The 14,268-nt window shown below is 62.9% G+C and carries 12 protein-coding genes; 8 read left to right on the top strand and 4 right to left on the bottom strand.

Features of this window, described 5'->3' with window-relative positions:
- Positions 1 to 180: 180 nt before the first annotated feature.
- From cobJ to cobG, 4 genes are read right to left on the bottom strand one after another with little or no spacing between them, the layout of a single operon-like run.
- Positions 181 to 1,818 (bottom strand): precorrin-3B C(17)-methyltransferase, encoded by a 1,638-nt coding sequence (gene cobJ / locus ACDZ94_RS05485; RefSeq protein WP_432751175.1) that lies wholly within the window; start codon positions 1,816 to 1,818, stop codon positions 181 to 183.
- Positions 1,818 to 2,549 (bottom strand): precorrin-2 C(20)-methyltransferase, encoded by a 732-nt coding sequence (locus ACDZ94_RS05490; RefSeq protein ID WP_128591455.1) that lies wholly within the window; start codon positions 2,547 to 2,549, stop codon positions 1,818 to 1,820. Before ACDZ94_RS05490 ends, cobJ begins: the two co-directional genes overlap by 1 nt.
- Positions 2,549 to 3,175 (bottom strand): precorrin-8X methylmutase, encoded by a 627-nt coding sequence (locus tag ACDZ94_RS05495; RefSeq protein ID WP_064450475.1) that lies wholly within the window; start codon positions 3,173 to 3,175, stop codon positions 2,549 to 2,551. The genes ACDZ94_RS05490 and ACDZ94_RS05495 overlap by 1 nt, the downstream gene beginning before the upstream one ends.
- On the bottom strand, positions 3,168 to 4,520 hold the full coding sequence (cobG, locus tag ACDZ94_RS05500; RefSeq protein ID WP_064450474.1) for a precorrin-3B synthase: 1,353 nt from the start codon (positions 4,518 to 4,520) through the stop codon (positions 3,168 to 3,170). The genes ACDZ94_RS05495 and cobG overlap by 8 nt, the downstream gene beginning before the upstream one ends.
- A 38-nt stretch (positions 4,521 to 4,558) precedes the next feature.
- Between cobG and ACDZ94_RS05505 the strand changes: the two genes are divergently transcribed.
- The 8 genes from ACDZ94_RS05505 to ACDZ94_RS05540 all read left to right on the top strand — a co-directional run bounded on the left by ACDZ94_RS05505 (position 4,559) and on the right by ACDZ94_RS05540 (position 14,196).
- The gene (locus ACDZ94_RS05505) at positions 4,559 to 5,764 is read left to right on the top strand and encodes a bifunctional cobalt-precorrin-7 (C(5))-methyltransferase/cobalt-precorrin-6B (C(15))-methyltransferase (RefSeq protein WP_064450473.1); all 1,206 of its coding nucleotides are present in this window, start codon (positions 4,559 to 4,561) and stop codon (positions 5,762 to 5,764) included.
- Positions 5,761 to 6,480 carry a cobalt-precorrin-6A reductase gene (locus ACDZ94_RS05510; protein ID WP_432751176.1) on the top strand — a complete coding sequence of 240 codons (720 nt, stop codon included), beginning with the start codon at positions 5,761 to 5,763 and terminating at the stop codon, positions 6,478 to 6,480. The genes ACDZ94_RS05505 and ACDZ94_RS05510 overlap by 4 nt, the downstream gene beginning before the upstream one ends.
- Positions 6,481 to 6,921: 441 nt before the next feature.
- Positions 6,922 to 7,317: a DUF2946 domain-containing protein gene (locus tag ACDZ94_RS05515; RefSeq protein ID WP_064450471.1), complete on the top strand. Its 396-nt coding sequence runs from the start codon at positions 6,922 to 6,924 to the stop codon at positions 7,315 to 7,317.
- Between the two features lie 46 nt (positions 7,318 to 7,363).
- Complete coding sequence (locus ACDZ94_RS05520) at positions 7,364 to 7,846, top strand: copper chaperone PCu(A)C (RefSeq protein WP_064450470.1); 483 nt, start codon at positions 7,364 to 7,366, stop codon at positions 7,844 to 7,846.
- A 64-nt stretch (positions 7,847 to 7,910) separates the two neighbouring features.
- A complete protein-coding gene (locus tag ACDZ94_RS05525; protein ID WP_221296026.1) occupies positions 7,911 to 8,276 on the top strand; it encodes a DUF2946 domain-containing protein in 366 nt (121 codons plus the stop codon).
- Positions 8,277 to 8,369: 93 nt separating this feature from the next.
- Positions 8,370 to 10,430, top strand: coding sequence for a TonB-dependent copper receptor (locus ACDZ94_RS05530; protein ID WP_432751177.1), 2,061 nt, complete (start codon positions 8,370 to 8,372; stop codon positions 10,428 to 10,430).
- Between the two features lie 123 nt (positions 10,431 to 10,553).
- A complete protein-coding gene (locus tag ACDZ94_RS05535) occupies positions 10,554 to 11,936 on the top strand; it encodes a PepSY-associated TM helix domain-containing protein (protein ID WP_432751178.1) in 1,383 nt (460 codons plus the stop codon).
- 151 nt (positions 11,937 to 12,087) lie between these two features.
- On the top strand, positions 12,088 to 14,196 hold the full coding sequence (locus tag ACDZ94_RS05540; RefSeq protein WP_432751179.1) for a TonB-dependent receptor: 2,109 nt from the start codon (positions 12,088 to 12,090) through the stop codon (positions 14,194 to 14,196).
- Positions 14,197 to 14,268: the final 72 nt, after the last annotated feature.

Consider the following 14,268-nt stretch of genomic DNA (forward strand, 5'->3'; position numbering starts at 1 on the left):
GGTGGGCTTGCCAGACGACAAACATCGCTTGGCACACCCTCCGAAAAAGCGCCCCCCAGCAATAACGAGGCGCCCGCGCGGGCCTTCCGTATTTCAGCGACAAAAAAAGAAAAAGCCCCGAATAACGGTAGGTTTTCACCCAGCGTTACTCGGAGCTTTCTTGCGTACGACAGACCGCTTTCAGCAGGCAGGTTTCTCGCCATACCAACGCGGCGTGTACACCCACTCCCCGCCACCGGCCCGCGCAAACACGCAGGTGGTGGACGAGCCAATCAGCACCATGGTGCGCATGTCGACCTGCTCAGGCGTCAGTTGCCCAAGCGTGGTGACACGCAGGGTCTGGCCTGGGCGGCCGATGTCACGCCCCAGCACTACCGGCGTCTGCGGCGTGCGATGCAAGGCGACGATTTCCAGGGCGCGCCCCAGTTGCCACGGTCGCGAGCGCGAGATGGGGTTATAGAACGCCAGGGCCAGGTCGGCCTGGGATGCAAGGTCCAAGCGCTTTTCGATGATCGACCAAGGCTTGAGGTTGTCCGACAGCGACATCACGCAGAAGTCATGCCCCAGCGGCGCACCCGCTTGAGCGGCGGTGGCCAGCGAGGCCGAGACGCCCGGCAGAATCTCCAGGTCGACTTGATGCCAGGCCGGGTCGCTCGACTCGTGCAAGGCCTCGATGACAGCAGCTGCCATGGCAAACACGCCGGGGTCGCCGGACGACACCACCACCACTGAGCGCCCTTGCGCGGCCAGCTCAAAGGCATGACGCGCGCGCTGCATTTCTTCGCGGTTATCGGTGCAATGCTGCACCTGGTCATTGCGGAACGGCCCGGCCATGCGCACGTAGGTTTCGTAGCCCAGCACATCGGTGCAGCGTGCCAGTTCAGCCTTGACGGCCGGGACCATCAACTCGGCCGCGCCCGGGCCCAGGCCAATCACCGCGAGACGGCCACGCGGACGGCCGACGAGCGACAGGTCCAGAGGTTGCTCTGCAACGCTGATAACGATGTCCGCGTCTTGCTCCACGTCAGCGAAACGCAACGGCACCCCTAATTCCAATGCAGCGTCGGGCAAGGAAGCGTCGGCCATTTGCGTAGCGCTGGCCAGCAGGCAGGCCAGGGATTGCACAGCAATGCCGGCATGGTGCAACGCGGCACGCACACGCTCGGCCAACTGCGCACCAGGCTTACAAGTTACGCACACCGTCTTCGGGTAAATCAGTAATTCGTTGTCCGCCGCCACACGCGCGGCGCTGCCCACGTGAATCGCCAAGCGTGCGTGCTGATCCTGCGGCAGATTGGCCTGATCCAGCCAGGGCGCCGCGCCTTCAATGCGCACGCTTTCTCCGGCGAGCAGGTCGGAGACGAAGCGTTTGCCCAGCTCCAGGTCGGCCAGTTGGTAACCCGCGGGCGGGTTGAGCAGGCAAGTGCCGAAACGCAGCTCGCCGCTGGTAGTGATTGCAGCGGCTACGCCCAACGCTGCCGCGATGTCTCGCGCCATGACGTTCACACCGCCCAGGCCACCGAGCAACGGCACCACGGCACTGCCATCTTCAGCGACGGCCAGCACTGCAGGTTCTTCACCCTTTTCGAGCAATAGCGGCGCCAGGGTGCGGATGACGATGCCGGCCGCGCACAGGGCGATCAACGGCGTGCCTTGTTGATAAAGCTGGCGCAAGGTTGCGCCGAACTCGCTGTACGTGTGGTCCGCACCTTCAACCCGTCCGGCCAGGCCATGGATCAGCGCGCCCGGGTAAACCTGTTGAATCTTGCGCGCAGTCGCCAGGCTGCCCTGGCCCAGAATGACAATCGCCGGGCACATCAACCTTGCCACCTTTCACCCGGCACGATGATCAGCGAGAAGTACGGCGAAGACGCCGGGTCGACCTGATCCAGCGCCACGATTTTCTGGTTAGCCATGGTCGCGCGCTCCACGTAGAGCGCGCGCTCGGCCAAACCGAGTTCTTCCAGCACCTGGCGCACCTTGGGGAAGTTGCGGCCCAGCTTCATGATCACCGCCGCATCGGCATCCGCCAGGCGCCGCTTGAGGTCGTCAGCGGGCAACACACCGGAAAGCACCGACAGACTCTGATTGCGATACACCAACGGTGCGCCGAGCACCGAGGCGCCGCCGAGCATGGAGCACACGCCAGGGATAACTTGCGCGTCATAACGCTCGGCCAGACGGTCGTGCAGGTACATGTAGGAACCGTAGAAGAACGGGTCGCCTTCGCAAATCACCGCCACATCACGGCCGGCGTCCAAGTGCGCGGCCACGTCCATGCTGGCAGTGTCGTAGAAGTCGCTGATGATTTGTTCATAAGACATCGGTGCCGGCAGCACTTCCGTGGTCACCGGGTACACCAGCGGCATCAGGGTCTGCTGCGCCACCAGGTGGTCTTCGATGATGCCGAAGGCATTGCCCTTCTTGCCCTTGGCCACGAAGTACGCCACCACCGGCGATTCGCGTAGCAGGCGCAGGGCCTTGAGGGTAATCAGCTCCGGGTCGCCGGGGCCCACGCCCAGGCCAATCAACCGTCCACGTGCCTGCATTATTCGACCTCCGTGGCCAAGGCGTTGACCGCAGCGGCGGCCATGGCACTGCCGCCGAGGCGGCCTTGCATGATCACGAACGGTACGCCACGGCTGTCGGCCGCCAGCATCGCCTTGGATTCGGCGGCGCCGACAAACCCCACCGGAAAACCCAGGATCAATGCCGGTTTCGGCGCGCCGGCATCGAGCATTTCCAGCAGGTAGAACAAGGCGGTCGGCGCGTTGCCGATCACCACCACGCTGCCTTCCAGGTGCGGGCGCCACAGTTCCAGCGCGGCGGCGGAACGGGTGTTGCCCAATTCCCGCGCCAAGTCCGGCACGCTGTCGTCGCGCAAGGTGCAGATCACTTCATTGTTGGCTGGCAGGCGCGCGCGGGTCACGCCTTCGGAGACCATTCGCGCATCACACAGAATCGGCGCGCCGGCGGCCAGCGCCTCGCGCCCGGCCTTGCCGGCACCGATGGAGAACTGCAGGCCGTCGATGGCCTCGACCATGCCGCACGCATGAATCACCCGCACCGCGAGTTTTTCCAGGTCGGCCGGGATGCGGTCCAACTTGGCTTCCGCGCGAATAATGGCGAAGGAGTTGCGATAGATCTCCTGACCGTCGCGGATGTAATCAATCATCGGTGTTGCTCCGTGAGCGTGCGCGTAACAGGGCGCCCGCCGCTTCAATGGAAAGAGTGCGCGCGTGCAGCCGGCCGAAACCTTGCTCGGCTGCATCGCGAAAATAGAGGTCGTAGTGGCCGGGACTCACCGCCAGCAAGGTGACCGGCGCGACATGCGCCGCGGCGCAGGAACGCAGGCAGCCGGACAGGTGCACGTCATGACCGGGTTGCAGGGCGGCCAGTTGCACGGCGTCGGCCTTGGTGTCGGCCAGGCCTTTGCCGCAGCCGCTTGAGCCGGTGCAGGCGATCATGCGTGCCAGCGGTTGCTCGACTGAGCAGAGAAAGCCCAGCTGCTGCAGGTGATCGGTGACAGTGGCGGCCTTATCGGCGTGTACGTTGGGCAGCAGCAGACCTTGCCAGGGCGTGAAACGCAGCGTGCCGTCGCCGTAGTCACTGGCCAGTTTGGCGGCGCCCTTGAGCATGCTTGAGTCCAGCCGTCCCAGCGGTGCAACGGCGGCGACGTACACGTAATCTTTTTGCCGCTGTGGATAAGTACCCAGATGCAGCAGAGCCCCGCTGGCCGGGCGCTTGAAACCATCAACCGGCAGCAACGGCAGGTTCAGACGGCTCAAGAAGTTATCCACAGGCAAATGCCGCATCCGGGTTTGCGCAGGCGTCGCCAGGTCGAGAAACCGCTCCAACACCGCCACCACCAACCCATGGCCCTGCGCCAACGGCACGGCGGCCAGCGGCGCATCCAGCCCAGGGCAGCCGGCCAGACCGAACGCAAGCAGTGTCTCGCCCTCGCGCTCAAAGGCCGACAGCCACAGGTCATGGTGGTGTTCAAGCATGGCCAGGGCTTCGCCGCCATCCAATTGCACGGCGAACTTGGCCGACAGCTCATGGAAGCGTGGATGGTTTTGCAGGGTGGCGAGGATCTGATCAGCCAGCGGGCGGGTGTCGAACAGCATGTGCGGGTCGACACCGGCGCTGGGGCTGAGCATCAGGTTGCGCACGTCGTCACCGGCGGCGTTGTTCGGGCCCAGGTCTGCGGCAAGGAGCATTGCAATCAAGGCGTCCTGCTCGGCACCGATCCCGCGAATCTGCACGTTGGCGCGGTTGGTCGCCTCAATCACCCCGCCCGCATAGGCCTGGGCGGCGTCCGCCACCGCATGGGCCTGGGAGGCGCTGATCGAACCGCCGGCCAATTTGATCCGGCAAATGCCGCCATCCAACGCCTGGACGATACGCAGCAACCCCGGACAGGCCGAGGGGCGCAAGGTGTTCAGAGCAGGCGTTGGGTTCACGGGGCTACCGGTTGACGGGTAAAGGCGCGGTATTATGCCTGCTTTGTCCGGCGGCATGAAAAGCCTGCCCGTCGGATGTCGTTCAAGGAATTCATATGTCGCCCTGGCTGACGGTAGTAGGCATCGGTGAAGACGGCTTTAAGGGGCTGGGCAGAAATGCCCGGCATGCCTTGTTGCGCGCCTCCCGAATTATAGGCGGCCAACGTCAGTTGGACCTCTTGCCGGTGTGTATTCGTGGTGAACGCCAGCTGTGGCCGAGCCCGTTTTCCCTGGAGCCGGTGCTGGCGCGGCGCGGCGAACCGGTGTGTGTACTGGCCAGCGGCGACCCGATGTTCTACGGCGTGGGAGCCAGCCTGGCGCGGCAGCTGACGGCTGAGGAGTTGCTGATTTTGCCAGCGCCATCGTCCGTGTCCCTGGCGGCGGCGCGGTTGGGTTGGCCGTTGCAGGAGGTGGTGACCGTGTCTGTGGTCGCCCGGCCGCTGGCGGCGCTGAATGCGCACCTGGCCAGCGGTGTGCGCCTGCTGGTGTTGAGCAATGACGGGCGCAGCCCTGCGGCGATTGCCGCGCTGCTGGTTGAATTCGGGTTCGGGCCAAGCCGTATCAGCGTCTTCGAACACCTCGGCGGTGCGGATGAGCAGCGTATCAATAGCGTGGCTCAGGACTGGCAGCAGGCCTCGGTGGCCGATTTGAATGTGGTCGCCATCGATTGCCTCGCCGACGCCAATACCCCACGCCTGTCGCGCCTCGCCGGTCTGCCGGATGCGGCGTTCAAGCACGACGGCCAACTGACCAAGCGCGATGTGCGGGCCATGACGCTCGCGCGCCTCGCGCCCATGCCCGGCGAACTGCTCTGGGATGTAGGCGCGGGGAGTGGCTCCATCGGTATTGAATGGATGCGCGCGCACCCCAGTTGCCGTGCGCTGGCCATCGAAGCCGACGAAGGCCGCCAAGGCCTGATCGAACACAACCGCGACGCCCTCGGCGTACCCGGTTTGCAATTGATTCGTGGCAAGGCGCCGGACGTTCTGCACGGTTTGGAAGCACCGGACGCGATCTTCATCGGCGGCGGCGTCACCCGCGACGGCGTGCTCGACACCTGCTGGCAACACCTGCGCCCCGGCGGGCGTCTGGTCGCCAATGCCGTGACCCTGCAAAGCGAAATGACCCTGATGGCCTGGCGCGCCCAACATGGCGGCGAGCTGACCCGCATTCATGTGGCGCAGGCCCAGCCGCTGGGTGAGTTCGACACCTGGCGCCAGGCGTTGCCAATCACCCTGCTGGAAGTGATCAAGCCACTATGAAACGCATCCTGCTGCTGGGCGGCGTCACTGAAGCACTGGCCATTGCCCGTACGCTGGGGCCGGAGCATATCTATAGTTTGGCGGGCGTGGGCCGCGTGCCGACGGACCTCACGTGCCAAGTGCGTGTCGGCGGTTACGGTGGTGTTGAGGGCCTCGCGCAGTTTGTTCGTGATGAACACATCAGCCTGACTCTCGACGCAACCCATCCGTATGCCGCTCAGATCAGCCGCAATGCCGCCGAGGCTGCAAGGCTGTGTGGCATTCCTTGCTGGGCGTTGCGCCGACCGGCGTGGCAACCTCAGGCAGGCGATGACTGGCGTGAGGTCAGTGATTGGGCCGAGCTGGTTGACGCGTTGAAGCCCTTCAAACGCCCGTTGTTTACGCTGGGGCGCGAGCCGTTGCAGCATCTTGATGAAATCCCCGCCGCTCAATTCTGGACGCTGCGCGCATTGGATGTATATCCGGGAAATGCGCGCTGTGAAGTCATCGGCGCGCGTGGGCCGTTTCTCATCGAGGACGAGCGCGCATTGTTTGAGCGGCGTGGGATTGATGTGCTGATCAGCAAGAACAGTGGCAGTGCGGCCACTGAGCCGAAGCTGGAAGTGGCGCGGGAGCGTGGGGTGCCGGTACTGGTGTTGAAGCGGCCGGTGCTGGCTGTGGTGGATCGAGAATTCACATCCGTGGCTGCGGTGCTACAGGCCGTCAACCCTCTCTAAACACCACCTGTCCGGTGTGGGACTGCGTTATCAGGCTGCTGTTTTCGTCTGCCCGACGCCCGCATGCACTCGATCAGCCAGCAACTGCGCCAACTCAATCAACTGCGCAACGCCGAGCAATTCCCCATTGCTCGCGCAACCAGCAGGCTTAGTGCCAAGCAATAGCCGAGCACAATCCAAACTGTGGGAGCTGGCTTGCCTGCGATGCAGACGCCTCGGTCTTCCCGTTAGGCCAAGGTGATGCGATCGCAGGCAAGCCAGCTCCCACAGGGTTCAGCGTCAGGCTGGATGTCGCGACCCTCCGGCAAAATTGGCAATCTGTGGTTCCCGACTATCATGAAGGCAACCACTGCGACACCAAACCACACCGCGCTTTTTTACTTATCCTTACCGATCAGGCTAAATACCCACCTGATCGCTTAACCCTACGGATTGTCCGCCATGGCCCGTCAACGCTTTGCAATTGCCTGGATCGCCTGCTTTGCAGTGCTGTTCAACGCCTTTGCCATGCCGATGGCCAGCGCGATGCAGCAGTCCAAAGACCCTATCCAGCAATTGCTGTGGGGCAGCTTTTGTTCGTCCAATGGCGCCAGCCTGAAAACCATTGCCCTGGGCAAACTGGAAATTCCGGCGCCGCAGCAGGACGATCATTCCACCATGCAGCATTGCTGGTGCTGCTCGGGCTCACCGCCATTAGTGGCGCTGCCGGGGCATGTGCCGCAGTTGTATGTCACACGGTTCGACGCGGTGCAGAGCTTGCCGCCGCCGTCACTGCAAGCCCCAACCCCGCGCCAGCAATGGCCGAGCCTCAACCCGCGCGCCTCTCCAACGGTCTGATTTCTTCGCAAGTGAACTGCGTTTAGAACCGTTCTGGAGAACTGCCATGCTCAAATCTTCCCTGCTTCTGGCTGCGTTGTTGCTGCCGGTGTGTGTTGCTGCCAATGCCGATGACTACAAGGCCGGCGACCTGCTCGTCAGCGACCCCTGGTCCCAGGAGTTGCCGCCCAATGCGCCCACGGTTGCGGCGTATTTCGTGATTCATAACACCGGTGTTACCCCGGACCGCCTGCTCAGTGTCGAAACGCCAGTAGCGGATAAGGCCGAGCTGCATGAGCATGTGATGCAGGGCGACTTGATGAAGATGCAACAAGTGCCCAGCGTTGCCGTACCGGCCAAGGGTGACTTGACCTTCGCACCGATGGCCTATCACGTGATGTTACTGGGCCTTAAGGACCGCAGCCTGTTGGCCGATGGCAAGCAATTCCCACTGACCCTGACCTTCGAAAAAGCCGGCAAGGTACGCGTGGAAGTCTCGGTACAGAAAGCGCCGCCGATGGCTGGCCACGAGCATATGCACGCTCAATAGGCCAACATCGATGGGCGCCCCACGCGCCAGGTTATCCCCGCAGCGCCGCAGGCCCATGAGCCTGATGCGCGGCAGTTGGATCAGCCTGTTCGCCATGCTGATGATCTTTATCGGTCCGCTGATTTCCCAAGCGATGCCGATGGATCATCACGCCGGTATGTCGATGAGCATGTCCATGTCCATGGAGATGCCCGGCTGCCATGGCGAACCCAAGCCAAGCAAAGCGCCGGACGAACACCACGTCCTCTGGGAAAAGTGCGGCTATTGCAGCCTGCTGTTCAGTTGCCCGGCCCTGCCCGGCAGTGTGTCCTATGTCATCCTCGGCACCCCGCCGTCGGCTACCGCCCTCACTCCCGCCCCGCGCCTGGGCCATGCCCGGCAGAGCATCTTCCCCGGCGCCCGCAGCCGCGCCCCGCCCATCGCCTCGTAAACACCTCATCGCGTTACTTCACCCCGGCCGACTTTAGACAGACAGCCGCAGGCTGCTGGCCGTGTTGTTTACGAATGATTGATGGAATTTTTCATGTCCAGGTTTTCTGCTGACACCCGTTTGGGATGCACCCCTGTTTTCGCTGTTCTGCTTGGCACACTGTTGGTGCCACATGCACAGGCTGAAGATCACGAACTAAGCCCCACCGTCATCACGGCGATCGCTCCCAGCTCGCCGCTGACCGTTATTACTAACCCGAAAGACCCACGCCAACCGGTGCCGGCCAGTGATGGCGGCGACTACCTCAAGACCATCCCGGGCTTCGCCCTGGTGCGCAACGGCGGTACCAACGGCGACCCTGTGCTGCGCGGCATGTTCGGCTCGCGCCTGAATATCCTCACCAACGGCGGCGTGATGCTCGGCGCCTGCCCGGGCCGAATGGATGCGCCCACCTCATATATCTCGCCGGAAACCTACGACAAGCTCACCGTGATCAAAGGCCCGCAAACCGTGCTCTGGGGCCCGGGCGCGTCGGCCGGCACCATCCTGTTCGAGCGCGAGCCGGAGCAGTTCGGCGAGTTGGGCACGCGGGTCAACGCCAGTGTGCTGGCCGGTTCCAACGGGCGCTTCGATAAAGTCATCGATGCCGCCGCCGGTGGCCCATTGGGTTACGTGCGAGTGATCGGTAACCAGGCGCACGCCGACGATTACAAAGACGGCAATAACCACACCGTCGCCTCGCGCTACGACAAGTGGAACGGCGACGTCGCCGTCGGTTTCACCCCTGACGCCGACACCCTGCTGGAACTCACCGCCGGGCGTGGCGATGGCGAAGCACGCTACGCCGCGCGCGGCATGGACGGTTCGCAGTTCCTGCGGGAAAGCCTGGGGCTGCGCTTCGAGAAGTCCAACATCGGTGAGGTGCTGGATAAGGTCGAAGCCCAGGTTTACTACAACTACGCCGACCACGTGATGGACAACTACAGCCTGCGCACACCGTCGGGCACCGGGATGATGGCTGGCCCCATGGCCTCCAACGTCGACCGGCGCACCTTGGGTGCGCGGATCAAGGCAACCTGGCGCTGGGCCGATGTGCAACTGATCGGCGGCCTGGATGCGCAGACAGACGAACACCGCAAACGCATGGGCATGGGCGTCGATACCTATAAGGATGTGCCGCGTAACAAGGACGCCAATTTCCATAACTACGGTGTGTTTGGCGAACTGACCTGGTACGCCGCGGACCGCGACCGCCTGATCACCGGCGCGCGCCTGGACCGCGCCTCGGCCAAGGACTTCCGGCAAACCACCGGCTCGGGAACGATGGCCCGGCCCAACCCGACCGCCGACGACACACGCGCCGACACCTTGCCATCGGGCTTCGTGCGTTATGAACACGACTTGGCCGACACGCCCACCACCGTCTACGCCGGCCTGGGCCACTCGGAACGTTTCCCGGATTACTGGGAGCTGTTTTCCCCCAACACCGGCGCGGTGGGTTCGGTGAATGCCTTCGACGGCGTGAAGCCAGAGAAGACCACCCAGCTCGACTTTGGCGCCCAATACAAAACCGCCGACCTCGAAGCCTGGGCCTCGGGTTATGTCGGCCAGGTGCGCGATTTCATCCTGTTCGACTACAAGCCCGGAATGATGGGCACCACCTCCCAGGCTCGCAATGTCGACGCGCGGATCATGGGCGGCGAACTCGGTACGGCCTACAAGTTGACCCGTCACTGGAAGGCCGACGCCACGCTCGCCTATGCCTGGGGCAAAAACAGCAGTGACGGCAAGGCACTGCCACAGATGCCGCCGTTGGATGCACGTTTCGGCCTGACTTACAGCCAGGATGACTGGAGCGCCGGCGCCTTGTGGCGAGTGGTCGCGGCGCAAAACCGCATCGACCAGAACAAAGGCAACGTGGTCGGCAAGGACTTCGATAAAAGCGCCGGCTTTGGCGTGTTCTCGCTGAACGCCGCGTACCGCATCAATAAAAACTTCAAGGTCAGCACCGGCGTCGACAACCTGTTCGGCAAAGCTTACGCCGAGCACCTTAACCTGGCCGGCAATGCCGGGTTCGGCTACCCGGCCAACGACCCGCAAGCCATCAAGGAGCCGGGACGCACGCTCTGGACCAAAGTCGATATGAGTTTCTAACAGCAACGGGAGCAAGCCCCCTCCCACATTTGAATGTATTCACAAATCAAAATGTGGGAGGGGGCTTGCTCCCGATGGCGGCATAACTGACCCAAAAAAAATAATGCCTTGCGGAGCACCCTGATGACCACTCAAAAGATTTCCTTCTACAACCTCGCCTGGCGCTGGCACTTCTACGCCGGGCTCTTCGTCGCCCCTTTCATGGTGCTGCTGGCCCTGACCGGCATCATCTACCTGTTCAAACCCCAGCTCGACCCATTGATGTATGGCGACCTGCTCAAGGTGCAAAGCGCCGAGCACGCCTTGAGTGCCGACGAACAATTGCAACGGGCACAGGCAGCCTTCCCCCAAGGCAAAATCAGCAAGTACCTGCCGCCGGCCGACGCCACCAGCAGCGCGCAATTTGTGATGCATGAGGGCGGGCGCGAAGTGACGGTGTTTGTTGACCCGTATCGCGGCACCGTACTCGGCGAACAGGACGCAAAAAACAACCTGCAAGCCATCGCCCGGGCACTGCACGGTGAGCTGATGATCGGCACCGTGGGTGATCGCCTGGTGGAGCTCGCCGCCGGTTGGGGCGTGATGCTGGTGGTGTCCGGCGTGTACCTGTGGTGGCCTCGCGGCACGTCGTCGGCCGGTGTGTTGTGGCCACGGTTCAGCCGTCGCGGCCGTGTGTTCTGGCGCGACATGCATGCGGTTGCAGGCTTCTGGGGCGCGGCGTTTTTGCTGGTGATGCTGCTCAGCGGCATGACTTGGACCGGCTTCTGGGGCAAGCAATACGCCGACCTGTGGAACACCTTCCCGGCGGCGATGTGGAACAACGTGCCGCAGTCCGACCAGCAGGCACGCATCCTCAATACCGCCAGCCAACAAACCGTGCCCTGGGCCATGGAAAATACGCCGATGCCGATGTCCGGCGACCACGCCGAACACATGAAGCACGGCGCTATGAGTAACGCGCCGGCCGCCCCTACTTTGCGCCTGCAACAAGTGGTCGACCTGGCCACCGCACGCAAGGTCGAGCCCGGCTACAGCATCACGTTCCCGACCACTGCCGACGGCGTATTCACGGTCGCGGTATTTGCCAACGACCCGCGCAACGACGCCACCCTGCACGTGGACCAGTACACCGGCAAGGTGCTGGCCGATGTGCGTTGGGAACATTACAACACGGTTGCCCGCGCCACCGAGACGGGCGTGATGCTGCACGAAGGCAAGATGTTCGGCTGGGTGAACCAGCTGATCGTGCTGCTGATTTGCCTGATGATTTTGCTCAGTGCGGTCAGTGGCGTAGTGATCTGGTGGAAGCGCCGGCCACAGGGCGGGCTGGGTGTTCCGCCGTTGCGCCATGACCTGCCGAGGTGGAAAACCGCGATGGTGATCATGCTCGCGCTGGCGATTATTTTCCCCTTGGTGGGCGCCTCGTTGATCGTGGTATGGGCTTTGGATCGCCTGGTATTGGCGCGCTTTTTCAACCCACATGAATCCGCCTCAGGTTCGGCATGAAGCAGGCGAGATGCCCAGGACAGAGCCCTTCTGTAGCCTTGCGCGACTTTTGTCCCGCAGCCGATAAGTGTTAACTTATAACACTTTCTGCGTTATCGTTGCTCGCCACGCCCTGCGGCGAGCACCTCTTCAAGAAGCGATTGATCGACCGATGAACAAGTACTTTGCGTGCGGCCTGTGCCTGCTTGCCTTGCATAACAGCGCCCAGGCCCTGACCCTGCCCGCCAGCCCCGTGACTGCGCCGGCCGTGGATGATGAACGCGTCGACTTGAATACCCCGACCACCGCCGGCTCGCGCCTGAACCTCACGGCCTTGCAAACGCCGGGCAGTGTCGAGAGCCAGACCGGCGAAAAAATCCGCGAACGCGGCGACGCCAGCGTGCAGGACGCCATCTCCCGCGCCACCGGTATCAGCCGCACCGGCACGCCGGGCGACGGCGGTACCTCGTTGCAGGCGCGCGGTTTTACCGGGCAAAGTTCGGTACTGCAGTTGTACGACGGCCAGCGCATGTTCGAGGGTGCGGGCACTTCAACCTTCCCGGTGGACACCTGGTCGGTTGAGCGCGTGGACGTTCTGCGCGGCCCGGCTTCGGTAATGTATGGCCAGGGCGCCACGGGCGCGGTGATCAACACCGTTTCGAAGAAGCCGTTTGAAGGCGAAATCGAAAACCACATCCGCCTCGGCTACGGTTCCTATGACCGCCAACAGGAAGCCCTGGACAGCGGTGGCTCGCTGACCGACACGCTGAGCTATCGCCTCAACATCAACCGCCTGCGCAGCCACGGTTTCATCGACCGTGGCGACTCGGCCAGCGACTTCGTCAGCGGCGCCCTGCGCTGGCAGCCGGCCGACAACCTCAGCTTCACCCTGGCCCACGACTATGGCGACCAGAGCCCACAGAACGACTACGGCACCCCGCTGATCAACGGCCAGTTACACAAAAGCCTGCGCGACAAGAACTACAACGTCAGCAACAACACACTGCACTACAACGACCAATGGACGCGCCTGACCAGCGAGTGGCAGATCAACGACAACGTCACCGCCACCAACGAACTGTCGTACCTGAAAAACCAGCGCCGCTGGCAGAACGCCGAAAGCTATAACTTTGTGGCGGGCGGCTTGGTGCGCCAGAACTACCTGGGCATCAAGCACAACCAGGAACAGGTCGGCGACCGCCAGACCTTTACCTTCGCGCACAGCCTGTTCGGCCTCGACAGCCGGACAGTGACAGGTGTCGAGTACAACCGTATTCGCTTCCGCCTGGCCAGCAACGCACCATTCACCGATGCAACGGACCAAGGCCAACCGGTGGATATCAACCACCCGGTGCCGCAGCCGTTTGAAAGCGCCAGCGCGTTTGTCCCGCAGTCCGTCAGCACGACTAAACAGCTCGCCGCCTTCGCTGAAAACCGCCTGCAACTGACCGATAAACTGTCACTGATCACCGGCGTGCGCCGTGATTACCTGCACATCGACAGCGATGATCTGACAGTAGAGAACAACGACGCCAACAAGACCCTGACCGGCAATAACTGGAAAGCCGGCCTGGTCTACGCAATCACCCCGGACACTTCGGTTTACGGCCAGTACGCCACCAGCACCGATGGCGTCGGCAGCCTGATCAGCCTGAGCCCGAGCCAACAGCAGTTCGGCTTGTCTACCGCCAAGCAGGCCGAAATCGGCTTCAAGCAAGCGTTCTGGGATTCGCGTGGCGAGTGGACCCTGGCGGCCTATCACATCGTGAAAAAGAAACTGTTGGTGAGCATTCCCGGCACCGACCTCAAGGAACAAGTCGGCCAACAATCTTCCAACGGCCTGGAAGCCAGCCTGGACCTGCAACTGCCCAACGCCTGGCAGCTGCAAGCCAATGCCGCCCTCGTGCGGGCGCAGTACGACGATTTCTCTGAAGTCGTCAACCAACAGCCGGTGTCCCGCGATGGCAACCGACCGGTAGACGTGCCAAACCGTACCGCCAACCTTTGGTTGAGCAAGGCCGTGAGCGACGACATCCGCGCCGGTGCCGGTGTGCGTTACGTCAGCGCACGGTATGCCAACACCGCTAACACCCGCGAAGTACCGAGCTACACCGTGGTCGACGCCACGGTATCGTGGAAAGCCATGCGCAACACCACGTTGGGCCTGCAACTGAATAACCTGTTCGACCGCACCTACGCCGTCAGCCAATACAACGATGGCCAGCAGTGGATCCTGGGGGAACCGCGTTCGTTCTTCGTCACGGCGGATTACACCTTTTAACAGAACAACACGCGCTCCAGTGTGGGAGCTGGCTTGCCTGCGATAGCGGTGGGTCAGCCACTCAATCAGTGC

The organism is Pseudomonas sp. UBT (genome assembly GCF_050915955.1).
GTDB classification, from domain to species: domain Bacteria; phylum Pseudomonadota; class Gammaproteobacteria; order Pseudomonadales; family Pseudomonadaceae; genus Aquipseudomonas; species Aquipseudomonas antarctica_A.